General features: G+C 43.6%; 18 protein-coding genes. 15 read left to right on the top strand and 3 right to left on the bottom strand.

Annotation, left to right across the window (positions count from 1 at the left end; all coding sequences use genetic code 11):
• Positions 1-13 precede the first annotated feature (13 nt).
• Positions 14-1,393, top strand: coding sequence for a glycoside hydrolase family 1 protein (locus O3652_RS04080; protein ID WP_371590099.1), 1,380 nt, complete (start codon positions 14-16; stop codon positions 1,391-1,393).
• A gap of 38 nt (positions 1,394-1,431) precedes the next feature.
• On the opposite strand, the gene O3652_RS04075 is transcribed toward O3652_RS04080, so the two are convergent.
• Entirely contained in the window at positions 1,432-1,845 is a 414-nt protein-coding gene (locus tag O3652_RS04075) for an EamA family transporter (protein WP_000264209.1), read from the bottom strand.
• Positions 1,846-2,060: 215 nt separating this feature from the next.
• On the opposite strand from O3652_RS04075, the gene glmS reads away from it, so the two are divergent.
• The 3 genes from glmS to O3652_RS04060 all read left to right on the top strand — a co-directional run bounded on the left by glmS (position 2,061) and on the right by O3652_RS04060 (position 5,666).
• Positions 2,061-3,869, top strand: a complete 1,809-nt coding sequence (gene glmS, locus O3652_RS04070; RefSeq protein ID WP_371590141.1) for a glutamine--fructose-6-phosphate transaminase (isomerizing) — start codon at positions 2,061-2,063, stop codon at positions 3,867-3,869.
• Positions 3,870-3,969: 100 nt separating this feature from the next.
• Positions 3,970-4,503 carry a hypothetical protein gene (locus O3652_RS04065; RefSeq protein ID WP_061428304.1) on the top strand — a complete coding sequence of 178 codons (534 nt, stop codon included), beginning with the start codon at positions 3,970-3,972 and terminating at the stop codon, positions 4,501-4,503.
• Between the two features lie 110 nt (positions 4,504-4,613).
• Positions 4,614-5,666, top strand: a complete 1,053-nt coding sequence (locus tag O3652_RS04060) for an LLM class flavin-dependent oxidoreductase (RefSeq protein ID WP_125412399.1) — start codon at positions 4,614-4,616, stop codon at positions 5,664-5,666.
• Between the two features lie 230 nt (positions 5,667-5,896).
• On the opposite strand, the gene O3652_RS04055 is transcribed toward O3652_RS04060, so the two are convergent.
• Positions 5,897-6,754: a 5'-nucleotidase, lipoprotein e(P4) family gene (locus tag O3652_RS04055; protein ID WP_000703382.1), complete on the bottom strand. Its 858-nt coding sequence runs from the start codon at positions 6,752-6,754 to the stop codon at positions 5,897-5,899.
• Between the two features lie 367 nt (positions 6,755-7,121).
• Here O3652_RS04055 and O3652_RS04050 point away from each other — a divergent pair, with 367 nt between their 5' ends.
• The 7 genes from O3652_RS04050 to O3652_RS04020 are packed head-to-tail and all read left to right on the top strand — an operon-like array spanning position 7,122 to position 12,457.
• The gene (locus O3652_RS04050; RefSeq protein WP_125412397.1) at positions 7,122-8,126 is read left to right on the top strand and encodes a uroporphyrinogen decarboxylase family protein; all 1,005 of its coding nucleotides are present in this window, start codon (positions 7,122-7,124) and stop codon (positions 8,124-8,126) included.
• A gap of 11 nt (positions 8,127-8,137) precedes the next feature.
• Positions 8,138-8,341 carry a hypothetical protein gene (locus O3652_RS04045; protein WP_000837737.1) on the top strand — a complete coding sequence of 68 codons (204 nt, stop codon included), beginning with the start codon at positions 8,138-8,140 and terminating at the stop codon, positions 8,339-8,341.
• 2 nt (positions 8,342-8,343) lie between these two features.
• A complete protein-coding gene (locus tag O3652_RS04040; RefSeq protein ID WP_125412395.1) occupies positions 8,344-9,342 on the top strand; it encodes a uroporphyrinogen decarboxylase family protein in 999 nt (332 codons plus the stop codon).
• Between the two features lie 11 nt (positions 9,343-9,353).
• The gene (locus tag O3652_RS04035) at positions 9,354-10,232 is read left to right on the top strand and encodes a transporter substrate-binding domain-containing protein (protein WP_125412393.1); all 879 of its coding nucleotides are present in this window, start codon (positions 9,354-9,356) and stop codon (positions 10,230-10,232) included.
• Between the two features lie 32 nt (positions 10,233-10,264).
• Positions 10,265-10,957 (top strand): amino acid ABC transporter permease, encoded by a 693-nt coding sequence (locus O3652_RS04030; protein ID WP_000255460.1) that lies wholly within the window; start codon positions 10,265-10,267, stop codon positions 10,955-10,957.
• Between the two features lie 3 nt (positions 10,958-10,960).
• Positions 10,961-11,683 (top strand): amino acid ABC transporter permease, encoded by a 723-nt coding sequence (locus O3652_RS04025; RefSeq protein ID WP_000350563.1) that lies wholly within the window; start codon positions 10,961-10,963, stop codon positions 11,681-11,683.
• Positions 11,684-11,692: 9 nt separating this feature from the next.
• Positions 11,693-12,457, top strand: coding sequence for an amino acid ABC transporter ATP-binding protein (locus O3652_RS04020; RefSeq protein WP_000942256.1), 765 nt, complete (start codon positions 11,693-11,695; stop codon positions 12,455-12,457).
• A 202-nt stretch (positions 12,458-12,659) separates the two neighbouring features.
• Here the strand turns inward: O3652_RS04020 and O3652_RS04015 are convergent, their stop codons facing one another.
• Positions 12,660-16,376: a pullulanase gene (locus O3652_RS04015; protein WP_371590098.1), complete on the bottom strand. Its 3,717-nt coding sequence runs from the start codon at positions 16,374-16,376 to the stop codon at positions 12,660-12,662.
• Positions 16,377-16,818: 442 nt separating this feature from the next.
• On the opposite strand from O3652_RS04015, the gene rpoB reads away from it, so the two are divergent.
• The 4 genes from rpoB (at position 16,819) to O3652_RS03995 (ending at position 25,416) form a co-directional block, all read left to right on the top strand.
• The gene (gene rpoB / locus O3652_RS04010; RefSeq protein ID WP_070696022.1) at positions 16,819-20,430 is read left to right on the top strand and encodes a DNA-directed RNA polymerase subunit beta; all 3,612 of its coding nucleotides are present in this window, start codon (positions 16,819-16,821) and stop codon (positions 20,428-20,430) included.
• Between the two features lie 32 nt (positions 20,431-20,462).
• Positions 20,463-24,128, top strand: a complete 3,666-nt coding sequence (gene rpoC / locus O3652_RS04005) for a DNA-directed RNA polymerase subunit beta' (RefSeq protein WP_000228753.1) — start codon at positions 20,463-20,465, stop codon at positions 24,126-24,128.
• A gap of 110 nt (positions 24,129-24,238) precedes the next feature.
• On the top strand, positions 24,239-24,658 hold the full coding sequence (gene ndk, locus O3652_RS04000; protein ID WP_371590097.1) for a nucleoside-diphosphate kinase: 420 nt from the start codon (positions 24,239-24,241) through the stop codon (positions 24,656-24,658).
• Positions 24,659-24,792: 134 nt separating this feature from the next.
• Positions 24,793-25,416, top strand: a complete 624-nt coding sequence (locus O3652_RS03995; RefSeq protein WP_371590096.1) for a hypothetical protein — start codon at positions 24,793-24,795, stop codon at positions 25,414-25,416.
• The last annotated feature ends 44 nt before the right edge of the window (positions 25,417-25,460 follow it).

Below are 25,460 nucleotides of genomic sequence, written 5' to 3'. Positions count from 1 at the left end.
AAGAGGTAAAGCTATGCTAAAATTTCCAAAGGATTTTGTCTGGGGTTCCTCCACTTCTGGACCACAGACAGAAGGTCGTGTACCTGGTGACGGCAAGGGAGACAATCTCTGGGATTATTGGTTCCAAGTAGAGCCAAATCGTTACTACAATGGAATTGGACCTGATAAAACATCGACTTTTTACGAAAACTGGGAAAAGGATATTGAGCTTTTGGTAGAGACTGGGCATACAGCCTTCCGAACTTCTATCCAGTGGTCTCGTATTTTCCCACAGGGCCGTGAAGAGGTCAATCCGCAAGGGGTGGCTTTCTACCGTCAGGTCTTTGAAGCCATTAAGGCCAAGGGAATTCGTCTCTTAGTTAATCTCTATCACTTCGACCTGCCTTTTGCCCTCCAAGAAGACGGCGATGGTTGGGAAAATAAGGCAACTGTCAAGGCTTATGAAGACTATGCTCGTTTTTGTTTTGAGACATACGGTGACTTGGTGGACCAATGGATTACCTTTAACGAGCCCATCGTCCCTGTGGAGTTTGGCTATTTTTATGATGCTCACTATCCTCACAAGGTGGATGCCAAAGCGGCGGTTAAGGTTGCTTATCATACGCAACTGGCTAGTAGTCTTGCGGTTAAGGCTTGTCATGAGATTTTGCCTGATTCTAAGATTGGGATTGTCCTCAACTTGACACCAGCCTACCCACGTAGTCAGCATACCGCAGATGTCAAGGCTGCGCGCATTGCGGATCTCTTCCAAGCCCAATCTTTCCTAGACCCGTCTGTCTTGGGAGCTTATCCAGAAGAATTAGTAGAAATCTTGTCTGAGCATGATTTGCTGCCAGAGTACACTGTTGAAGAGTTAGAACTCATTCGGGAGCATACAGTGGACTTTCTTGGAGTCAATTACTACCAACCTTTGCGCGTTATGGCGCCACGTTTTGCCAAGCATCCAGACAGTCCACTCTTGCCAGAACATTTCTATAAGCCTTATATCATGCCGGGCCGTAAAATCAATCCTCATCGCGGTTGGGAAATCTATGAGCAGGGGATTTATGATATCGCTCAAAATATCAAGGAAAATTATGGCAATATTGAGTGGATGTTGACAGAGAATGGCATGGGTGTTGAAGGTGAAGATAAATTCCGTGTGAATGGCATGATTCAGGATGACTATCGTATCGACTTTGTCAAAGGACATCTGCGTGAACTTCACCGTGCCATTGAAGACGGAGCCAATTGTAAGGGTTACTTAATCTGGACCTTTATCGACTGCTGGTCATGGCTCAACAGCTATAAAAATCGCTATGGTCTGGTTGAGCTTGACTTGGAAACACAGGAACGTCGCCTGAAGAAATCAGGCCACTGGTTCAAAGAACTCAGCGACCATAATGGATTTTAAGAATAAAAAGAGTGAGATGGCGTTCATCTCACTTTTTATTACAATATCATCACCAAGGTCCCGATCGTAATCAGGATACAGCCAATAATTGTTTTAAACGTCAGGATATCTTGTAGGAAGAAAAAGGCTAGAACGAGGGTAAGGACGAGACTGAATTTATCGACAGCAGATACCTCAGTTGCACTGCCCATCTGCAAGGCCTTGTAGTAGCAGAGCCAAGAGGCGCCAGTGGCCAAACCAGATAAGATGAGAAAGAGCCAACTTTTTCTACTGATATTGACAATTTCGGTCTGACTATTGGTCAAGAAAACCATGGCCCAGGCCATAAGAATGACGACGACCGTACGAATAGCGGTTGCTAGATTGGATGGAACTCCCTCAATTCCAATCTTAGCTAAAATTGACGTTAAGGCTGCAAAGATAGCTGATAAAAGTGCGAAGAAAAACCACATGGCAAATACCTCCTCTTTTTATTATAAGTAATTGATGCTGACTTGTCAGGTATCAAGTGAAATCTTGATAAAACACCAGATAGAAAAACTATACCAATTTTTATCCTTGACAAGTGAGAAAAACAAGTATATACTGTTTTTGCTGATTCCGTAAAGTGAGAATTAGACTATACCAATTTAAGGAGAAAGCACAGCTGGTCTGTGTCGTATATACTATGTGTGGAATTGTTGGTGTTGTTGGAAACACAAATGCAACTGATATTTTGATTCAAGGGCTTGAAAAGCTCGAATACCGTGGCTATGATTCTGCGGGGATTTTTGTCCTAGGTGGTGCTGAAAATCACCTGGTTAAGGCTGTCGGTCGTATCGCAGAATTGTCTGCCAAGACAGCAGGTGTTGAGGGGACAACTGGTATCGGACATACTCGTTGGGCAACTCACGGGAAACCAACGGAAGACAATGCTCACCCACACCGCTCTGAGACAGAACGTTTTGTCTTGGTCCACAATGGGGTCATTGAAAACTACCTTGAAATCAAGGAAGAATACCTTGCAGGTCACCACTTCAAGGGACAAACAGATACAGAAATCGCTGTTCACTTGATTGGGAAATTTGCAGAAGAAGAAGGTCTCTCAGTTCTTGAAGCCTTCAAAAAAGCCCTTCACATCATTCGTGGTTCTTATGCCTTTGCCTTGATTGACTCTGAAAATCCAGATGTCATCTATGTCGCTAAGAACAAATCTCCACTTTTGATTGGTCTTGGAGAAGGTTATAATATGGTCTGCTCAGATGCTATGGCTATGATTCGTGAGACCAACCAATACATGGAAATTCATGACCAAGAGTTGGTAATCGTCAAGGCTGATAGCGTCGAAGTTCAAGACTATGATGGTAACAGTCGTGAGCGTGCTAGCTACACTGCTGAGCTCGACTTGTCAGATATCGGTAAGGGGACTTATCCTTACTACATGCTCAAGGAAATCGACGAGCAACCAACGGTTATGCGTAAACTCATCCAAGCCTACACGGATGAGGCAGGTCAAGTTGTCGTAGATCCAGCTATCATCAAGGCTGTTCAAGATGCAGACCGCATCTATATCCTTGCAGCTGGAACATCGTACCACGCAGGATTTGCTTCTAAGAAGATGTTGGAAGAATTGACAGATACACCAGTAGAACTTGGAATCTCATCTGAGTGGGGCTACGGTATGCCACTTCTCAGCAAGAAACCGCTCTTCATCTTTATCAGCCAGTCTGGTGAAACAGCTGACAGCCGTCAGGTTTTGGTTAAGGCTAATGAAATGGGAATTCCGAGTTTGACAGTGACAAACGTGCCAGGTTCAACTCTTTCACGTGAAGCCAACCATACCATGCTTCTTCACGCGGGTCCTGAAATTGCCGTAGCATCAACAAAGGCCTATACGGCACAAATCGCAGCCCTTGCCTTCCTTGCAAAAGCAGTTGGAGAAGCAAACGGCAATGCCAAAGCGCAAGCCTTTGACCTGGTTCATGAGTTGTCAATCGTAGCTCAGTCTATCGAATCAACTCTTTCTGAGAAAGAAAACATTGATGCCAAGGTTCGAGAGCTTCTTGAAACAACTCGCAACGCTTTTTACATTGGACGTGGTCAAGACTACTATGTAGCCATGGAAGCCAGTCTCAAACTCAAAGAGATTTCTTACATCCAATGTGAAGGCTTTGCGGCAGGAGAACTCAAGCACGGAACCATTGCCTTGATTGAAGAGGGGACACCTGTCTTGGCCCTCTTGTCAGATCCAGTCCTTGCTAACCACACTCGTGGAAATATCCAGGAGGTCGCAGCCCGTGGTGCTAAGGTACTTACAATCGCAGAAGAAAATGTTGCCAAAGAGACAGATGATATCGTTCTTACGACTGTCCACCCTTACCTCTCACCAATCTCAATGGTCGTACCAACGCAATTGGTCGCTTACTTTGCAACCCTCCACCGTGGACTCGATGTGGACAAACCACGTAACCTTGCTAAGTCAGTAACAGTAGAATAAACCAAGAAAGTCTAGTTCATCTAGACTTTTTTGCTCTCTCTTGGTATACTTGAGTGAGGAGTATTTTTGCTCGCCTTTAATTTTTTATAAGGAGAAGAAAATGAAGAAGAAAAAAAGTATTATTGCTATGCTGGTTGGTATCGTCTTGTCTAGTTCTTACTTGATACGTACGATCTTGATCCATCAGCAGAGACAAGCGAAAAAGCAAAACCTGGAACGGATTGCTGCAGTGCAAGAGACGGTTCAGTCTCAAGATCAAAAGAAAGCTGAAGAGCAGAAAGAACACTTTAAAAAGGCGTTTGAAGGTATGGATAAAACTTCTATTCTAATGAAAAACTATGATAGCCACACAAAGATTAATGGGGACTACAGTTTTGGTACAAAGGATGGCGTGTACTACCTAGTAGAATTAAAAACAGGGAATAAAGTAGCTCTGGAAGGTGTGGACAAGGCCTTTCCATTGTCTGTCAAAAATGAGGACACAAATAGTACGGAGCTTGCCCTGGTTGTCCGTAAAGACCAAGTCTGGTACATGATTGATACAAAGGGTGAGACGATTTACACTTTTGAACAAACAGAATTGACAGAAAACTCGAAGTTAACTCTGAAAGACAATAAACTACAGGTAGAATAAGCTAAGAAAGTCTAGTTCATCTAGACTTTTTCTAATGAGCAAATTTATTGAAAATAGAACTAATTAGTGATAAAATACCCTAAAACTAAAAGAGATAGCGAGGAAACGGGATGGTAGAATTAGGAATTTCAACATTTGGTGAAACAACAGCTCTAGAAGCGACTGGACAGATTTACAGTCATGATGAACGCATTCGTCAGTTGGTGGCAGAAATTGAGCTGGCTGATAAGGTTGGTTTGGATGTGTACGGGATTGGGGAGCATCATCGGGAGGACTTTGCGGTATCGGCGCCAGAGATTGTTCTTGCAGCTGGGGCAGTCAATACCAAAAAGATTCGTTTGACTAGTGCAGTCAGCATTCTCTCGAGTATGGATCCGGTTCGCTTGTTCCAACAATATGCCACTATTGATGCCTTGTCAAATGGCCGTGCAGAGATTATGGCTGGGCGTGGATCATTCACTGAATCCTTCCCACTGTTTGGCTATGACTTGAAAGACTACGAAGCACTTTTTGATGAGAAATTAGACTTGCTCCAGTTAGTCAATGAAAAGACCAAGATAGACTGGCAAGGTCAATTGACCCAAACGATTTCTGGCAAAGAAGTCTATCCTCGTCCTGTTCAGGACAAATTGCCATTGTGGGTGGCGACAGGTGGTCATGTAGAGTCAACAGTGAAGATTGCTCAGGCGGGGTTGCCGATTGTCTATGCCATTATCGGTGGCAATCCACGTTATTTTAAAAAGCTGATTCAAGCTTATCGTGAGATTGGTAGGGAAGACGGTCATGCGGAGAAAGACTTGAAAGTGGGAGCCCATTCTTGGGGCTGGATTGCTGAAGATGGCGAGCAGGCTGTCAAAGATTATTTCCATCCGACCAAGCAAGTGGTGGATGCAATTTCCAAGGACCGTCCGCACTGGCAGGAGTTGACCTATGAGCAATATTTGGAGCAAGTTGGTCCAAATGGTGCCATGTTTGTGGGAAATCCAGATCAGGTAGCAGAAAAATTGATTCGCATGATTGAGGATTTAGACTTGGACCGTTTCATGCTCCATCTACCGCTTGGTTCTATGCCACATGATCAAGTTTTGAGAGCTATTGAACTCTTCGGCACACAAGTGGCACCCAAAGTACGAGCTTACTTTGCCATGAAAGAGAGGATATAAAAAAATTCAATCGGTTGAGTCGATTGGTGAGGAACACCCTTGGATTCAGCAACAGGTGGAAGTGGTACAAGCGATAGAGCATACTATCTAGTGGAATATATACTAGTTTATACCAAGTACAAGATAAAATAGTGAAAAAGACGATCTCCGCTTGGAAATCGTCTTTTTTTGATATTCTCGCAAATACGATATCTTATAGTTGGTGTAAACTGGTAGATAGCTCTCTTATTTTATTTATCAAAACCTTGTAAGTTTTTTTGGCGCTCTTCAGTTTGACCCTTGGCATCCAATTTATTACCATTGTAAACAGTGCTTTCCCATGATCCGTACATTGGGTTAGGGAAAATGATGAATTTCTCACCAAACTCTTTTTGTAATTCCTCTAATTTTTGGTCGCGCTCAGTTTCAGAGGTCTTTGAAAACTCTGCAAAGTCCACAAGATTGTCTCCTAGTAGCATGACTAAGTTGGTTTTTTCTTGGACTGCTTGTCTACGACCTTCTTTAGATTTGACGCCTTTTTCTAAGAACATGAGATGATCGCGGCTTTGTACAGGAATTCCTTCGTTTTCTAGGTTTTTGATCGTATCATCTACCTGATCTATCGTGCGGTCAGATACATAGTAAATTTGGACACCGTTTTTGTCTGCAAATTGGAGGAAGTCTTTAGCACCTGGTACAGCCTTGGCTGCGGCTTTTTTTACCCAGACATCCCAGTTTTCTGGGGTAAATGCTGTTCCGTCTTTGACATTTTGCGCTTGATAAGGACTATTGTCTAATACAGTTTCGTCTAAGTCTAAAACGATAGAGTAGGGTTTATCTGTCTGTGTTTTTAGTAGTTCTTTCAAACGATCAGTAGCGACATTGTAACCTTGTAGATAGAGTGCCTTGGTCTCAGCTGCTTTTTGATACCAAAGAGTTGACATAGTATTTTCTCTTGAACGCAACTGATCATAGGTCATTGTAACCTGATTGTCAGATGTACTACTTTGAGTTGTCTGTGAATTTGCCGAATTTGTGCCACAGCCAGTCAGTAAAATGACGGAAGCAAGTGTAGAAGCAATTGTAATGGTAACTTTGGATATTTTCATAATCCCATCCTCCTAATAATAGTCTATTAATATTGTAGCGTTTTCATGGGATTTGTGCAAGGAAATATCGAGAGAAAAGAAATTTTTCAGTAGTAATTTGGTATTAGGATAAAATTATGTACTTAATTTGGGAATGAAGATGGATATAAAAAAATCCAATCGGCTTGATAGAAAATCTATATCAGCTTCTTTTTGGAAAATTGATGAAAATAAAGTGAATCTTTGAAAGGCTAGTAACATCAAGCTTTTTAGGGCTTTTTTTCTTTATAGATATAAAAAATTCTAATCGAGTTGATAGTCAATATATATTGGGAAAAGGGGAAAAGGAGTGGTAAGATGATTTCAATCCAAATGGAAGGAGAAAGGTATGGCAAGTAAAAGAGATCTAGTCTTTAGAGCGATTCGAGGCGATGAAGTGGAAAGAGTTCCTGTCGGATTTTGGTTTCATTTTGTAACACTCGAAGAAAAGGGGCAGGGATTAAATAATCCACGTATCTTTCAAAAAAGTGTTGACGGGCATCGCAACTATGTGGAAAGGATTCGCCCTGATTTTGTCAAAATTATGAGTGACGGTTTTTTCCTTTATCCAAGTAATGTCTATAATCCTAAGATTGCAAGCATTCAGGAGCTGACTTCTATTGAGTCGATTGGTGAGGAACACCCATGGATTCAGCAACAGGTGGAAGTGGTACAAGCGATTCGAGAGACCTTTACCGAAGAGATTGCTTCTTTCTACAATATCTTTTCGCCTATCTCCTACCTCAAGCGCTGGTTCCGTACAGAAACTTCTCGAGGAGATAGGGAAGTGGCTGATCTATTGCTTGAAAATCCTGAGCAATTCAGAGCGATTCTAGATGTGATTGCAGGAGATATTGCTATCCTAACTCAGAAAATCATCCAGCAAGGCGATGTCGACGGGATTTACCTCAGTACCCAGGAAATTCAAGATCAGCGCATCACACCAGCACTCTACCAAACCTATATCGAACCGAGCAATATAGCGATTTTGGAGGTAGCCAATCAGGTGGGTGGGACCAATATCCTCCATATCTGTGGTTTTGAAGGTGCGAGCAATGATGTGACGATATTTAAGGACTATCCAGCTCAAGTGGTCAACTGGGCGACCCACCATGAGGATGTTAGTTTGACACAGGGGCAAGAGTTGTTTCCAGGCAAGGCCGTTTTAGGTGGATTTGAAAACGGCAAGAAAAGCTTGCTTTATCAAGGTTCCAAGGCGGAATTGCAAGATGAAACAAGACGGTTGCTGGCTGAAGCTGGTAATAAAGGCGTTCTTCTGGGAGCTGACTGTACTGTTCCAGATGACTTTGACTTAGAGAGGTTGGACTGGATTCGGCAGGCAGCTGTTCTCTAAAAGGAGGAGCTATGAAAAGTAAAAGATGGGGAATCTTCATTGCAGTTGTCGGTTTGCTGGCCTTGGTTGCCATAAGCGTCGTAAAAAATGGGCACTGCAAAAATGGAGAGAGATGTCGTGGAGTTCAGGATTTTTCCAAGTCCAGTCTCCCCTTTCTACGCTCGAATGATATCGCAAGCAGTTTATTAGTTGAAAAAGTAAGAAATGGAGAATAAGAATGTCAGAAAAAAAAGAATGGGTTTTAAAAGCATTTAAAGGTGAAAAGGTTGATCGTGTGCCAGTTGGCTTTTGGCACCATTTCACATCCGAAGACGAATGGCTACACGGTTTCTCAAATCCAGTCATTATCGAGAAGAATATCGAGGGACATAAGCGCTTTATACGAGAAGTTCAGCCAGACTTTATCAAACTCATGAGTGATGGCTACTTTGCTTATCCAAATCCAGCGATTGCCAAAGGCAAATCACTTCAAGAATTGGCGACCATTCAACCACTCGGACCAGATCATGCTTGGATAAAAGAGCAGGTGAACTTGGTTAAGAAAATCAAGCAAGAGTTTACAGAAGATATCGTTGCGATTTACAATATTTTTGCTCCTGTGACCTATCTCAAGTGGCTACTGGGGGAAGTGTCTGGTGGAGATGACCTCATTGCAGATTTTCTGGTGGAAGATCCTGAAGCTTTGAAGAAGGTATTGGATGTGATTGCAGAGGATATTGCGAGTCTCAGTCGAGCTGTCATCGAGGAGACTGGTGCTGATGGAATCTATCTCAGCGTGCAAAGTATCCAAGATCAACGAGTGTCGGCAGCAGATTATCAAGCCGTCATTGCACCTAGCGAGATAACGGTTCTGGAAGCAGCTAGTGCTGTTGGTGGCGTCACTGTTCTTCATATCTGTGGTTACGAGGGAGCGCGAAATGATATTCACCTTTTTGCAGACTATCCAGCCCAAGTCTTTAACTGGGCTGTAGGACCAGAGGGAATCACTTTCAAGGAAGGTCGTGAGATTTTCAAGGGACGTACGGTTCTTGGAGGATTCGAAAATGGCAAGACAGGCTTACTGTATACTGGTAGCAAGGATGCCATTCAGGCTGAGGCAAAGAAACTAGTTGCAGAAGCTGGGGAGCAGGGCTTGGTACTTGGGGCAGATTGTACCATTCCAAGTGATATCACAGTTGAACGTATCCAGTGGGTGAGAGAAGCGCTTGAAAACTAAAGGAGAAAAAGATGAGTAAAAAAGCATGGATTATCGGTGGTGTAGCAGTTGTTGCAGTAATTGGGGCGACGATTATCGGGAGAAGTTTAGCTGGTGCTCCAGCCAAGGATGGAGAAACGGCTTCGTCTGCTGAAGTCATAACCTTGAAGGTTGCCCATACACAAAACTATGTACCTTATGACTTTGTCAATGAAAAAGGGGAATCAGATGGTTATGAAGTAGCTGTTTTGAAGGCTGTTGATGAGAAGTTGGCAAACTATCAATTTGAATATACGGGTACCAGTGATGATGACCTCTTGATTGGTCTGGAATCAGGTAAGTATGACATCGGAACCAAGGGAGCTTGGTACACAGATGAACGAGCTAAAAAGTTTGTCATTCCATCTGAACCAGTCGGAGCGAGCATCATCGGATTTACTGTCAGAAAAGAAGATGAACAGAAATACAAAACCATTGATGACTTTGCTAAGAATAAAGGGAAATTGGTTCCCATCTCTCCACAGAATGCTCAATGGAATGTTATCACTAGCTACAATGAAAAACATCAGGATGCACCGATTGAGCTAACAGCTGCTGAATCCTTTAAAGTGGCAGATGCCTATGCCTGGGTCTTAGAAGGACGTTATGACGCCTTCTTTGATATCAAACTGTCCTTTGAAAAAGCAGTTACTGCAGAAGATGGCCCTTACCACCAATATGCGGATAAACTCAGCTGGTTCCCATACAAGGGCATTCCAACTTATCCTTTGATTCACCGTGATGAAAAGGGTGAGCAATTCGCTAAAGAATACGAAAAAGCAATCAAAGAGTTGAAAGAAGATGGCACGCTTGCTAAGCTATCTCAGCAATACTTTAAAGAAGATGTCTTTAGTTATGTGGACAAAGACTAGACCAGAAATTCCAAGACTAGAAAGGGTTTTGCATGGTTTCTTATGATTTTTCCAAGGTCTTTCAGTTTTTACCGACCTTATGGCAGGCACTTCCTATGACCTTGTCCATTCTCTTTTTTACCACTCTTCTTGGTTCCCTTTTTGGAGGTCTCTTGGCCTGGGCACAAGTAGGAGAAGACAAGAGTTTTGCAGCGATTTCCAAAGGCTATATCTTTACCCTTCGTTGTACACCACCGATTGTCTTGCTTTTTCTAGTCTTTTATGGCTTGCCAGAATTTCTGAAATGGTGGCTTGGTTTGGATATCAACAACTGGTCTAAAACTATTTTTGTTCTCCTGACGATGATTCTCTTGTTTGCGGCTATTGTTGCCGAGGTTTTCAAGGCGGCCTATCAAGCTATTCCAAAGGGGCAGACAGAGGCCGGGCTTAGTATTGGTTTGACTCCAAGTCAGACTTTTTGGAGAATCATTTTTCCTCAAGCTTTTCAAGTTGCTCTTCCCAATATAACGACCGCTATTCTCAATCTCATGCGGGATGCTGCCTTGGCTTATACGATTGGTTTTGTTGATGTTATGGGGGCAGGCAATCTCTTGATTAGTCGCAATTTAGGGAACTACTCTCTGGAAACCTATACGGCAGTTGCGCTTCTTTACTGGGGGATTGCCTTGGTTATTTCTAGCTTGAGTCGTTTGCTTGAGAAGTCTTTGGAAACAAAAGGGAGGTAAGAAATGGATATAGACTATATTGTAAAGACCTTTCTGGAGACCTTGAAGGGTGTGCCAATCACCTTGATTATCATGATTGTGGCTATGGTCTTAAGCTTTTTACCGGCTCTATTTTTAGCCTTGGGGCAGATTTACAAGGTTCGAGGTGTGAGGAGTTTTTCTCTGGTCTATCTGGCCTTTATCCGAGCGACTCCTCCGATTTTATTGATTCTCTTCTTTTATAGTTTGTTTCCAAGCCTGCTGAATCAATTTCTCAAAAGCATAGGAAGTGACTTTGATATTTTCAAGCTTGATCCTCTCTATTATGCCTTTATCATTTATAGTTTGATGACAGTCGGGAGTTTATCGGAGATTTTGCGTTCAGCCATCTTGACGGTGGACAAGGGACAACTAGAGGCAGCGCATGCGATTGGCTTGACTACGACCCAGGCCTATCTAAGGATTGTTTTTCCTCAAGCCTTGCGCTCAGCCTTGCCTAACTTGGCCAATCTGGTGATCAATATCGTCAAAGGGACCTCCCTGGTCTTTGTTATGACTATCAAGGACATCACCGCTATTGCTCGTGTAGAAGCGTCCTACGGTTACCAGTATTTTGAGTCTTATTTTGTGATCTTTTTGCAGTATATTTTGATCTGTGGTTTGATTCAGTGGGGCTTCTCCCTACTGGAAAAAGGCTATGTGAAAAAAGAAAAAAGTGCAAAAGCATCTAGCGCGCGTTTCGTATAGGAGGACAGGATGTTACAAGTAGAACATATCGCAAAAACATTTGGTGAGAGGCAGGTCTTGGAGGATGTCAATCTTCAGGTTAACCAAGGGGATGTCGTCGTTATTTTAGGACCATCAGGTTCGGGGAAAACGACCTTTCTCCGTTGTCTTAATCACTTAGAAAAAGCTGACAGTGGCCGTTTGACCTTGGCAGGAAAGACCTATGACTTATCCAAATTGAGCAAGAAAGACATTCTAGAAATTCGCCAAAAAACAGCCTTTGTTTTCCAACACTACAATCTCTTTGCAAACAAAACTGCTCTGGAAAATATTCTAGAAGGCCTAATCGTGGCTCGTAAAGTTCCCAAGGAAGAAGCGCTCAAACGTGCAGAATCTGCCTTGGAAAAAGTTGGTTTACTGGCCTACAAAGACTACTACCCTTCACAACTATCTGGAGGGCAACAACAACGAATAGGAATTGCGCGTGCTATTGCCGTCAAACCCGAGGTCATTTTGCTAGATGAACCAACATCAGCACTAGACCCTGAGTTGGTTGGAGATGTTTTGGATGTTCTGAAACAGTTGGCGGGAGAAGGTGTGACCATGGTGGTCGTCACGCATGAGATGGGATTTGCTAGAGATGTCGCCAACCACGTTATTTTCATGGATGGAGGCCGTATCGTAGAGGAGAACAATCCCCACGATTTCTTTAGTCGTCCACAAGAAGAACGAACCAAGCAGTTTCTGGCTCGTATCTTATCAGACGCTAGCTATAGTGTAGAATATATGATTTGATAGCTAAGTGTATCATAAAAACAACACCCCATGACTAGAAGATTTTTCTGACCATGGGGTGTTTTCTCTATAGGAGGGCTAGGTTATACTCTTCGAAAATCTCTTTAAACCTCGTCAGCTTCGCCTTATCTACAACCTCAAACCAGTGTTTTGAGCAGCCTGCGGCTAGCTTCCTAGTTTACCCTTTGATTTTCATTGAGTGTTATTTCTTTTTCTTGTTCTTTATCAACCATCCAAGTCCGAGAAGGGCAAGGATGCTGAATCCAGCAAGGGCAAGGAGGGATTTGCTCTCAGTTCCTGTGTTTGGAAGGAGGTTCTGAGAGTGAGCCTCTGCAGCAGTTTCTTGAGTTTCAGGATTGGCTGCTAGGTTTTGAGCTTGACCTTGTTCTGGTTCAACTTCCAAGCTAGAAAGATCAAATTCTGGTTTTTCTTCCACAGCTGGAGCGACAATAGCACCTCCTTGAGACAAGCGGAGAACGACAGCAGTGAGAGCGTTCAATTTCAAGCCTTTTTCAGTCCATTCGAGACCTTGAGGTTTAGCGATTCCTACTGGTCCGGCTTGATTTTCATCTGCGAGGACTTCAGCCTTTCTCAAGTGAGCAAAGGCAGTTCCTAGAGTAAATTCACGAGCCTTATCATCCGCATTGACAAAGACAGCGTAGACATCACCGTTTGGAGCAGTGATTTGGTAGCCGATGGTCACATCTTCTTTTTCAACGCCATTTTGTCCTGGAACAGTAATGAGGTGGACGCGCTCTTTGATGTCTTGCAGACTCTTGAGTCGGAAGGCATCTGTCGATTGACGAAGGGCGATCAATCCCTTCATGTAGTTACGGCTCTTGACATTTTCAGGATAAGCTTTGCCATCTGTAGCTTTGGTCCAATCAAACTTGTTGACAGCATCACTAGAGTCGTAAGAGTCATGGATAAAGTAAGGATAGACAAATGGCTTGCCGTCTTTGTCACGCAACAAGTGAGACTTGTTTGGAACCTTATCTTCAGGGACAGGAGTCTTATAGGCTGGATCAAGGAATTGTTTGGTACGTCCATATTCCTGACCAGAGTGTATAAACGGAGTTCCTTGAGCAGTCAAGACCATGAGGTTTCCAAGTCGCAAACGACGATGGATCTCAGCGTAGTTTTCAGCCTTGCTAGGGTCTTTTTTGATAGACTGGGCAATGATGTCAAAGAGGGTCAAGTTATCATGGGCTGCGATATACTGGATAACATCTCCAGGATTGTCAGCTTCAAAGTTAGTTGGTTGGGCAATGAGATTTTTAAAGATGGTATTGATATCGCGTTTGCCACCTGTGATAAAGGCAGGTTGACCTTCGTTTGGATAGCCAGACTTGAGGTTGTTACGGATGTCGTCTGAAAAGACAGCGACAGTATCTGTTTTCTTCATCCAATCTTGGTCGGCAGGTTGTACAGGCGTATTTTCATCACCAGCATAGGTTCTCCAACCTTCGCCTAGCATGATAAGATTTGGATTGAGGGCGCGTGCAGCTTTGTACGCTTCTTCGATAGAAGCCGCATCGTGGTCACCCATCATATCAAAGCGGAAACCATCTACTTTGTAGGTTTCAACCAGATACTTGATGGAGTCTACCAAGACACGTTTAGACATGTAGTGGGTAGTTCCCAAACGGCCGCCTCCGAAGCTGGTACGAGGAGTTCCGTCTGCATCCATAAAGTGATAGTAGTTTGGCTCAATATCTTCAAAAATGTCAACCTTTGCAGTATGGTTGTAGACCACGTCCAGGATAGCACCCATGCCACGTTTGTGGATTTCGTTGATGAGGTTTTTGAATTCGGCAATACGTTTTTCTGGATCCTTAGGATTCCTTGAGTACATACCAGTCAAGGAGAAGTAGTTTTGAGGGTCATATCCCCAGTTGTAGTTGCTGTTGCTTGAAGCGTAGGCAGACAAACGTTCATGGTTTTTCAATTCATTGACAAAGTAGTAAGACAAGACTGGAAGGAGCTGGATGTGGGTCACACCCAAGTCTTTGAGATAGTCCAGTTTTTCGATAAAGGCTTCAAAGGTACCAAATGGCTTGGTCAAGTCTTTTGCGATCGCAGGATCCGAAGTGAAGTCACGTACATGAGCTTCATAGATAACGGCATCTTCACGTGATTTGAAGTTACGAATCTTTCCATAGGTCAAGTCTTGCGGACCTAACTTCGCTGGATCGACAAAGGCAGCTTTAGCGACCTTATGAGCGGCATCTGTTTTTGCTAGGTCACTGTTCCAAGCCGCTAATGATTTGGCATAAGGGTCAAGAACGAGGACAGTTTTACCTTGGCGCTCGATCTGGTAGTGGTAGTAATAGCCAGTGTAGTTGCTGATACCGAGACCAGAGTTTGCATCCAGAGTTTGTTTCCAGGTTCCTTTTTCTCCTTTTTCAAGGGCGACAGTTCCAACTACCTTTTCAGGGTCTTTCTTGTCATAGACAACAACGGAAACCTTATCAGCACTTGGAGACCAGAGCGTGAGGTCAACACGCTTGCCATCTTCTTTTAGAGTTGCGCCGAGTGGACCATCGTAACTGTAGGACTCATCCTTGAGGCGCCAGCTTGAACGTGTGGTAAAGCGGTCTGAATTGTAGCTGACAGTGTACGGGTGTTGAGTGTCAGAGAAGTCGCCGATGTAGGTCACTTTTTTACCTGCCTCATCCACTTCCACGTCTGTGATAGCTACTTTATTCCCTAGGTAATCAGTGATGCTGGAGTGTTTGAGGATATCGTCTTTCTTAGCTCCAACGAGGGTAGAAAAACTGCTTTCGATACGAGATTTAGCCACGTGTTGGGCACCAGTCATACGGATATCGTGAACGTAGTAGGGGTTGGTGTAGATGGTTTCGTCATCATCTTTGAGGAAAATCTGACTGTGATTTTTTAGATCAGTGAATTTATAATCTTCTTTTCTGATTTTCACATCATCGCCTTTCTTGCTTTCGTCTAGTAATAAAAATCCAAATTCTCTTGCAGCTTCATTGAGTGGGATATCAATGTAACGGCCATATTTTCCAGTTGCTGTAAAGTCAGTACCGTCAGGCCATTCTCCACTGCTTGGGTTTTTAACATCGCCCCAATACCAGAGAGATTTTTTGTCATAGTTGCCATCTGTGCGGTAATAGTTGACACGGACAGTTCCTGCTGGCTGAGGACGGTAGTTGTGTACCTTGTAGTTTTCATCTAGCCAAGCCTCATTCATTTTTGGAGAGAGGCGCTCTACAGAACGGTCCCCTGTCAGGTTATCCCCCTTGGTATTGTTGATAAGGAAGCTGACTTTCTTGGCTTGCTCATTTTTGAGTTTGACATCTAGGTAATAGCCGTAGTCATCTTGCTTGGCATCCTTGAAGGACTTGGCTCCATTGGGCCAGTTTTCAGATGGTTTTTCAACATCGTCCCAAGTCCAAAGACCTTGAGAATCTTTGTTCTCTTCAGGGAGTTTTTTTACATGGATACGGAAGTGGTTGTCTGCGATGGGTTCTTCAGAGGATGTGTCAGCTTGTGGTTTTTGATCTGAAGTTGGCGTTGCAGTGCTGTTATCTACTTTCTCTTCCTTGCTGTTAGCCTGGCTTGTAGTAGCATCTTCTGTTTTGGGTGTTTCTGGCGCTGTAGTAGTTTCCACAGCTGGAGCTTCTTTTTTAGAATCAAGGGAAGCGTTTGCATTCTTTTGTTCAGAAATAGGCGTTTCCTTTTGAGTTTGACTCGTTTCAGTCTCAGTAGGGGCCTTGATCACAGCGCTGGTATTTTCCTGAGTTTGAGGCAGGTTTTCGTTAGCCGAAATAGTTGGCATTGCAGCAGAAAGCAGGATAATGCTGGCACCAATAAGGACAGAACCAGTTCCGTTCTTCAAGGAACGGATACCGTAAATCATTTTTTTCTCAGTTTGAGATGGGATCTTTTTCATCACAATTCTCCTTGTGTAGTTGTTCCCTATCAGTATAGCACGAGGTAAACATTAGTGCAAGCGTTTTCCTAACTTTTAAGAGAAAATATAATGCTTCATTCTCTTGAAATTTTAAAATAATATATAGGAAAAGATTGTTTAAAAAATAGTAAAAAAACCTTGAAAAATCTAGCTAAATAAGGTATAATATGAGTAATCATTTGTCGTAGGTTTTGTCTGAAATATTGTCCAGACAAGGCTCACAGCAGTTAAATCTTCTGAAAAAGTCAGATTTAGCTGCTCTTTTTGTGCTTTTTTTCAGGTTTTTGAGTGCTTGTAACAAAGATTTAAAGATTCTGAAAATTCGTCAAAGGGACACGGTGATAGGGGTTTTTAAAACCATATGACGATTAGAAAAGCCTGATTGACAAGGCTTGGAATTTATTTACAAAGGAGAATCATCTTGGCAGGACATGACGTTCAATACGGGAAACATCGTACCCGTCGTAGTTTTTCAAGAATCAAAGAAGTTCTTGACTTACCAAATTTGATTGAAATTCAAACGGATTCATTCAAAGATTTCCTAGATCACGGTCTTAAGGAAGTATTTGAAGATGTATTGCCAATTTCAAACTTCACAGACACAATGGAGTTGGAATTTGTTGGATATGAAATCAAGGAACCAAAATACACGCTAGAAGAAGCTCGTATCCACGATGCTAGCTACTCAGCACCAATTTTTGTAACCTTCCGCTTGATCAATAAAGAAACAGGAGAAATCAAGACCCAAGAAGTCTTCTTTGGTGATTTCCCAATCATGACCGAAATGGGTACTTTCATCATCAATGGTGGTGAACGTATTATCGTATCTCAGTTGGTCCGCTCGCCAGGTGTTTACTTTAATGATAAAGTAGATAAGAACGGTAAAGTCGGCTACGGTTCAACTGTTATCCCTAACCGTGGAGCTTGGTTGGAACTTGAAAGCGACTCAAAAGACATCGCTTATACTCGTATCGACCGTACTCGTAAGATCCCATTTACGACCTTGGTTCGTGCGCTTGGTTTCTCAGGTGATGATGAAATCTTTGATATCTTTGGTGATAGCGAATTGGTTCGCAACACCGTTGAAAAAGATATTCACAAGAATCCAATGGACTCTCGTACAGACGAAGCCTTGAAAGAAATCTACGAACGCCTTCGTCCAGGTGAGCCTAAGACTGCTGAAAGCTCACGTAGCTTGCTTGTAGCGCGTTTCTTTGACCCACGTCGCTACGATTTGGCAGCTGTTGGTCGTTACAAGATCAATAAAAAACTCAATGTTAAAACACGCTTGCTCAACCAAACCATTGCGGAGCCATTGGTAGACCCTGAAACTGGTGAAATCTTGGTAGAAGCGGGTACCGTTATGACTCGTAGCGTGATCGAAAGTATCGAGAGTCACTTGGATGGCGACTTGAACAAAATTGTTTATATTCCAAACGATGCAGCTGTTTTGACAGAACCAGTTGTCCTTCAAAAATTCAAAGTTGTTGCCCCAACAGACCCAGACCGTGTTGTAACCATCATCGGAAATGCCAATCCAGACGACAAGGTTCGTGTTGTAACTCCTGCGGATATCCTTGCAGAGATGAGCTACTTCCTTAACTTGGCAGAAGGTATCGGACGTGTGGATGATATCGACCACCTTGGAAACCGTCGTATCCGTGCAGTTGGTGAATTGCTTGCCAACCAAGTACGTCTTGGACTTTCTCGTATGGAACGTAATGTCCGTGAACGTATGTCTGTTCAGGACAATGAAGTTTTAACACCACAACAAATTATCAATATCCGTCCTGTCACAGCTGCGGTTAAAGAATTCTTTGGTTCATCACAGTTGTCACAGTTCATGGACCAACACAACCCGCTTTCTGAGTTGTCTCACAAACGCCGTTTGTCAGCCTTGGGACCTGGTGGTTTGACTCGTGACCGTGCTGGATATGAAGTACGTGACGTGCATTATACTCACTATGGTCGTATGTGTCCAATCGAGACACCTGAAGGACCTAACATCGGTTTGATCAATAACTTGTCATCATATGGTCACTTGAACAAGTATGGATTTGTTCAAACACCATACCGTAAGGTTGATCGTGAAACAGGTGTAGTCACAAACGAAATTGTTTGGTTGACAGCCGATGAAGAAGATGAATTTACTGTAGCGCAGGCTAACTCTCGCCTCAACGAAGACGGTACTTTTGCTGAGAAGGTTGTCATGGGACGTCACCAAGGGGTCAACCAAGAGTATCCAGCAGAAGTGGTTGACTACATGGACGTGTCACCAAAACAGGTAGTTGCCGTTGCGACAGCATGTATTCCTTTCTTGGAAAACGATGACTCCAACCGAGCCCTCATGGGTGCCAACATGCAACGTCAGGCTGTGCCATTGATTAATCCAAAAGCACCTTACGTTGGTACTGGTATGGAATACCAAGCAGCTCATGATTCTGGAGCGGCTGTTATTGCTCAGTATGGAGGTAAAGTTACTTACGCAGATGCTGACAAGGTAGAAGTTCGTCGTGAAGATGGTTCACTAGATGTTTACCACATCCAAAAATTCCGTCGTTCAAACTCAGGTACTGCCTACAACCAACGCACTCTCGTTAAAGTTGGCGATGTTGTTGAAAAAGGCGATTTTATCGCTGACGGACCTTCTATGGAAAAAGGGGAAATGGCGCTTGGACAAAACCCAATCGTTGCCTACATGACTTGGGAAGGTTACAACTTCGAGGATGCCGTTATCATGAGCGAACGCTTGGTCAAAGACGATGTTTACACATCTGTCCACCTCGAAGAATATGAATCAGAAACGCGCGATACAAAGCTTGGACCTGAAGAAATTACTCGTGAAATTCCAAACGTTGGTGAAGATGCCCTTAAAGACCTTGACGAAATGGGTATTATCCGTATCGGTGCCGAGGTTAAAGAAGGGGACATCCTTGTAGGTAAAGTCACACCTAAGGGTGAGAAAGATCTCTCAGCTGAAGAACGTCTCTTGCACGCTATCTTCGGAGACAAGTCTCGTGAAGTGCGTGACACTTCTCTTCGTGTACCTCACGGTGCCGATGGTGTCGTTCGTGATGTTAAGATCTTTACGCGTGCAAATGGAGATGAGTTGCAATCAGGTGTTAACATGCTGGTTCGTGTCTACATCGCTCAAAAACGTAAGATCAAGGTCGGAGATAAGATGGCCGGACGTCACGGAAACAAAGGGGTTGTCTCTCGTATCGTCCCTGTAGAAGACATGCCTTACCTTCCAGACGGAACTCCAGTCGATATCATGTTGAACCCTCTTGGGGTACCATCACGTATGAATATCGGTCAGGTTATGGAACTCCACCTTGGTATGGCAGCCCGTACTCTTGGTATCCACATCGCAACACCAGTCTTTGACGGAGCAAGTTCTGAAGACCTTTGGGACACTGTTAAAGAAGCAGGTATGGATAGTGATGCTAAGACAATCCTTTACGATGGACGTACAGGTGAGCCTTTTGACAACCGTGTATCAGTTGGTGTCATGTACATGATCAAACTCCACCACATGGTTGATGATAAATTGCACGCGCGTTCAGTCGGACCATACTCAACTGTTACCCAACAACCACTCGGAGGTAAAGCTCAGTTTGGTGGGCAACGTTTCGGTGAGATGGAAGTTTGGGCTCTTGAAGCCTACGGTGCGTCAAATGTCCTTCAAGAAATCTTGACTTACAAGTCTGACGATATCAACGGACGTTTGAAAGCTTATGAAGCTATTACAAAAGGAAAACCAATTCCAAAACCAGGTGTTCCAGAATCCTTCCGAGTTCTTGTCAAAGAATTGCAATCTCTTGGTCTTGACATGCGTGTTCTTGACGAAGATGACCAAGAAGTGGAACTTCGCGACTTGGATGAAGGAATGGACGAAGATGTCATCCACGTAGATGACCTTGAAAAAGCCCGCGAAAAAGCAGCCCAAGAGGCTAAAGCAGCCTTTGAAGCTGAAGAAGCTGAGAAAGCAACAAAAGCGGAAGCAACAGAAGAAGCTGCTGAACAAGAATAAGCAGTTCACTTAGAATAGAAAGGGAAGAAATAGTGGTTGATGTAAATCGTTTTAAAAGTATGCAAATCACCCTAGCTTCTCCAAGTAAAGTCCGTTCATGGTCTTATGGAGAAGTCAAAAAACCTGAAACAATCAATTACCGTACCTTGAAACCAGAACGAGAAGGACTCTTTGACGAAGTCATCTTTGGTCCTACAAAAGACTGGGAATGTGCTTGTGGGAAGTACAAACGCATTCGTTACAGAGGGATTGTTTGTGACCGCTGTGGGGTTGAAGTAACGCGTACAAAAGTTCGTCGTGAGCGTATGGGGCACATCGAGTTGAAAGCTCCTGTATCTCACATCTGGTATTTCAAGGGGATTCCAAGCCGTATGGGCTTGACCCTTGATATGAGCCCTCGTGCCCTCGAGGAAGTTATCTACTTTGCGGCTTATGTGGTGATTGATCCGAAGGATACACCGCTTGAGCACAAGTCTATCATGACAGAGCGCGAATACCGTGAGCGCTTGCGTGAGTATGGTTATGGTTCATTTGTTGCCAAAATGGGTGCCGAAGCTATCCAAGACCTCTTGAAACAAGTAGATCTTGAAAAAGAAATTGCTGAACTCAAAGAAGAGTTGAAAACAGCTACTGGACAAAAACGTGTCAAAGCCATCCGTCGTTTGGATGTTTTGGATGCCTTTTACAAGTCTGGGAACAAACCTGAATGGATGATTCTCAACATCCTTCCAGTTATTCCACCAGATCTTCGTCCAATGTTGCAGTTGGATGGTGGCCGTTTTGCCTCATCTGACTTGAATGACCTTTACCGCCGTGTTATCAACCGTAATAACCGTTTGGCTCGTTTGCTTGAGTTGAACGCACCAGGTATCATCGTTCAAAATGAGAAGCGTATGCTTCAAGAAGCGGTTGACGCTTTGATTGACAACGGTCGTCGTGGTCGTCCAATCACAGGACCAGGTAGCCGTCCACTGAAATCATTGAGCCACATGCTTAAAGGGAAACAAGGGCGCTTCCGTCAAAACTTGCTCGGTAAACGTGTTGACTTCTCAGGACGTTCCGTTATCGCCGTTGGTCCAACGCTTAAGATGTATCAATGTGGGGTGCCACGTGAAATGGCGATCGAGCTCTTTAAACCATTCGTCATGCGTGAAATCGTTGCTCGTGACATCGTGCAGAACGTCAAAGCGGCTAAACGCTTGGTGGAACGCGGAGACGAACGTATCTGGGATATCCTTGAAGAAGTAATCAAAGAACACCCAGTACTTTTGAACCGCGCACCGACCCTTCACCGTTTGGGTATCCAAGCCTTCGAGCCAGTCTTGATTGATGGTAAAGCCCTTCGCTTGCATCCACTTGTCTGTGAAGCCTACAATGCCGACTTTGACGGTGACCAAATGGCCATCCACGTACCGCTTTCAGAAGAAGCTCAAGCGGAAGCTCGTATTTTGATGCTCGCTGCTGAGCACATCTTGAACCCGAAAGATGGTAAACCAGTTGTTACTCCGTCTCAGGACATGGTTTTGGGTAACTACTACTTGACCATGGAAGAAGCTGGTCGTGAAGGTGAAGGAATGGTCTTCAAAGACCGTGACGAAGCGGTTATGGCTTACCGTAATGGTTATGTTCACCTCCACTCACGTGTTGGTATCGCGACAGATAGCCTCAACAAACCATGGACAGAAGAGCAAAAACACAAGGTCTTGCTGACAACAGTTGGTAAAATCCTCTTCAACGACATCATGCCAGAGGGTCTGCCTTACTTGCAAGAACCAACAAATGCTAACTTAACAGAAGGTGTTCCAGCTAAATACTTCTTGCCACTAGGTGGAGATATCAAGGAAGCTATCAGCAATCTTGAACTCAACCCTCCATTCAAGAAGAAAAATCTTGGGAATATCATCGCTGAAATCTTCAAACGTTTCCGTACGACAGAAACTTCTGCCCTACTTGACCGCATGAAGAACCTTGGTTACCACCACTCAACTCTTGCAGGTTTAACAGTGGGTATTGCCGATATCCCAGTCGTTGAAGACAAGGCTGAAATCATCGAAGAATCACACAAACGTGTAGAACAAATCACCAAACAATTCCGTCGTGGTATGATCACAGACGACGAGCGCTACAACGCTGTTACAGCTGAATGGCGTGCAGCCCGTGAAAAATTAGAGAAACGTTTGGTTGCCAACCAAGATCCTAAGAACCCAATCGTTATGATGATGGACTCTGGAGCCCGTGGTAACATCTCAAACTTCTCACAGCTTGCCGGTATGCGTGGTCTGATGGCCGCTCCGAATGGACGTATCATGGAATTGCCAATCCTTTCAAACTTCCGCGAAGGTTTGTCAGTACTCGAAATGTTCTTCTCAACTCACGGTGCCCGTAAAGGTATGACCGATACGGCCCTTAAGACAGCCGACTCAGGTTACTTGACTCGTCGTTTGGTTGACGTTGCCCAAGACGTTATCATCCGTGAGGACGACTGTGGAACAGACCGTGGTCTCTTGATCCGTTCTATCGCAGAAGGAAAAGAGATGATCGAGTCTCTCGAAGAGCGTCTCAATGGTCGTTACACTAAGAAAACTGTTAAACACCCAGAAACTGGTGCAGTGATCATTGGTCCAAATGAATTGATTACAGAAGACAAAGCGCGTGAAATTGTCAATGCTGGTGTGGAAGAAGTGACTATCCGCTCTGTATTTACATGTAACACTCGTCATGGTGTCTGCCGTCACTGTTACGGTATCAACTTGGCGACTGGTGATGCGGTTGAAGTTGGTGAAGCAGTTGGTACAATCGCTGCCCAATCTATCGGGGAACCTGGTACACAGCTTACAATGCGTACCTTCCACACGGGTGGGGTTGCCTCAAATACCGATATCACTCAGGGTCTTCCTCGTGTCCAAGAAATCTTTGAAGCCCGCAATCCTAAAGGGGAAGCGGTCATCACAGAGGTCAAAGGACAAGTTACAGCTATCGAAGAAGACGCGTCAACTCGTACCAAGAAAGTCTTCGTTAAGGGTGAAACTGGCGAAGGTGAGTACGTGGTACCATTTACAGCACGTATGCGTGTCGAAGTTGGAGACCAAGTCTCTCGCGGTGCGGCATTGACAGAAGGTTCTATCCAACCAAAACGTCTCCTTGCTGTTCGTGATGTCTTGTCAGTTGAAACTTACCTTCTCGGTGAAGTACAAAAAGTTTACCGTAGCCAAGGGGTAGAAATCGGTGACAAACACATCGAGGTAATGGTTCGTCAAATGATCCGTAAAGTTCGTGTCATGGATCCAGGTGACACAGACCTTCTTATGGGTACTCTCATGGACATCAACGACTTTACAGATGCTAACAAGGATGTTCTTATCGCAGGTGGAGTTCCAGCGACTGGTCGCCCAGTTCTTATGGGAATCACCAAAGCCTCACTTGAAACAAATAGTTTCTTGTCAGCGGCTTCCTTCCAGGAAACAACTCGTGTCCTTACAGATGCGGCCATCCGTGGTAAGAAAGATCATCTCCTTGGACTCAAGGAAAATGTTATCATCGGTAAGATCATCCCAGCTGGTACTGGTATGGCTCGCTACCGTAACCTTGAACCACAAGCTATCAATGAAGCAGAATATCTGGCTCCAGAACAAGAAGAGGCAGAACTTGCTCCTGTAGAGGAAGTTGTGGAAATCCAAGTTGAAGAAACAGTAGAATAAAAGCAAACAAGAGAACCTTTGGGTTCTCTTTGCTTTATTTCAGAAAATTTTCCCACTTTTTCATAAAGTATGGTAGAATAGAAGAACTAAAATGCCAAGGAGGTGTCCGTATGGAACAAACATTCTTTATCATTAAGCCAGATGGTGTGAAAAGAGGGCTGGTTGGCGAAATTCTGCAAAGAATGGAGCAACGAGGTTTCAAACTCGAAAAATTAGAGTTACGTTCAGCAGTTTCAGAAGCTTTGATTGACCAACACTATCAAGACTTGGTTGAAAAAAGTTTTTATCCTCCTATCCGTCAGTTTATGACTTCAGGACCAGTAGTGGTGGGCATTCTATCAGGTCCGAAAGTGATTGAAACTTGGCGGACCATGATGGGGGCTACTCGTCCAGAAGAAGCTCTGCCAGGAACTATCCGAGGAGATTTTGCTAAGGCTGCAGGAGACAATCAAGCCATTCAAAATGTAGTTCACGGCTCCGATTCGGAAGTTTCTGCAAAACGTGAAATTGCTCTCTGGTTTAAGGATTAGACTGGTAAAAGAACAGTTCTGTGCACAACAGAGCTGTTTTTTGGTCAGTTGAGCACAAAAAAAGGACACTTGAGGCGGTAACGAACATTTCAAATTCCTCAAAAGGTATAATCCCATATAGGGAGGGAAAAGAAATGGTAAAATCAATTCGCCTGTTGTTACTGATTGCAGTCATCCAGATTAGTTTTTCTAGTTGTCTATTATGGAAAGAATCCTTTTTATCTTTAAAACAGGCCAATGCTTATTTTTTGATTTTGATAGTAGGAATTTCTGTTTTGTGTGCTGGGGTAAATTATTTCTATACAGCAGACCAGTCTAGGCACAGTATTTTGCATGTTCAAAAGAAAGTGAGTCTTGTTTATTGCCTCCTTTTAGTAGTCAATCTTTTGGCAACCTGTCTGGTTCTTTCAGAAAGCATCCAAACCACTAGCAAATTGCAGCAGGAATTGGTTGACCTCTTTTTACCCTCCTTCTTTTTCTTGCTAGGAGTAGACCTATTGATTTTCTTACCTTTTGATAAAATTTTTCGCGATATAGAAAATCACCTCAATAAAAAGAAAACAGTCGTCATTTCCGTTCTAGCTACGATGGTTTTCTTGAGGAACCCCTTAGTGATTTCCTCAATTCTCCTTTATATCAGTGTTGGTTTTCTATGTGCACGTTTTCTTTTTCCAAAATGTATCCAAAGGGAAATCTCCTTTTACGGCCACCTGATTCGGGATATCCTGTTTGTTTTTTCAATGGTTGTATTTTTTTAAGTAGAGAAGAATTTTTCAAAATTGTTATAGTAAGTCCATAAAGA

This window comes from Streptococcus sp. 27098_8_23 (assembly GCF_041432195.1).
Classification (GTDB): Bacteria; Bacillota; Bacilli; order Lactobacillales; family Streptococcaceae; genus Streptococcus.
Note: the sequence above shows the minus strand (reverse complement) of the source record. Positions and strands in the feature narration are given on the sequence as shown.

Coding starts and splice junctions, on each gene's coding strand:
- O3652_RS04080 (WP_371590099.1), top strand. CDS start 14: ATGCTAAAATTTCCAAAGGATTTTGTCTGGGGTTCCTCCACTTCTGGA.
- O3652_RS04075 (WP_000264209.1), bottom strand. CDS start 1,845: ATGTGGTTTTTCTTCGCACTTTTATCAGCTATCTTTGCAGCCTTAACG.
- glmS (WP_371590141.1), top strand. CDS start 2,061: ATGTGTGGAATTGTTGGTGTTGTTGGAAACACAAATGCAACTGATATT.
- O3652_RS04065 (WP_061428304.1), top strand. CDS start 3,970: ATGAAGAAGAAAAAAAGTATTATTGCTATGCTGGTTGGTATCGTCTTG.
- O3652_RS04060 (WP_125412399.1), top strand. CDS start 4,614: ATGGTAGAATTAGGAATTTCAACATTTGGTGAAACAACAGCTCTAGAA.
- O3652_RS04055 (WP_000703382.1), bottom strand. CDS start 6,754: ATGAAAATATCCAAAGTTACCATTACAATTGCTTCTACACTTGCTTCC.
- O3652_RS04050 (WP_125412397.1), top strand. CDS start 7,122: ATGGCAAGTAAAAGAGATCTAGTCTTTAGAGCGATTCGAGGCGATGAA.
- O3652_RS04045 (WP_000837737.1), top strand. CDS start 8,138: ATGAAAAGTAAAAGATGGGGAATCTTCATTGCAGTTGTCGGTTTGCTG.
- O3652_RS04040 (WP_125412395.1), top strand. CDS start 8,344: ATGTCAGAAAAAAAAGAATGGGTTTTAAAAGCATTTAAAGGTGAAAAG.
- O3652_RS04035 (WP_125412393.1), top strand. CDS start 9,354: ATGAGTAAAAAAGCATGGATTATCGGTGGTGTAGCAGTTGTTGCAGTA.
- O3652_RS04030 (WP_000255460.1), top strand. CDS start 10,265: ATGGTTTCTTATGATTTTTCCAAGGTCTTTCAGTTTTTACCGACCTTA.
- O3652_RS04025 (WP_000350563.1), top strand. CDS start 10,961: ATGGATATAGACTATATTGTAAAGACCTTTCTGGAGACCTTGAAGGGT.
- O3652_RS04020 (WP_000942256.1), top strand. CDS start 11,693: ATGTTACAAGTAGAACATATCGCAAAAACATTTGGTGAGAGGCAGGTC.
- O3652_RS04015 (WP_371590098.1), bottom strand. CDS start 16,376: ATGAAAAAGATCCCATCTCAAACTGAGAAAAAAATGATTTACGGTATC.
- ndk (WP_371590097.1), top strand. CDS start 24,239: ATGGAACAAACATTCTTTATCATTAAGCCAGATGGTGTGAAAAGAGGG.
- O3652_RS03995 (WP_371590096.1), top strand. CDS start 24,793: ATGGTAAAATCAATTCGCCTGTTGTTACTGATTGCAGTCATCCAGATT.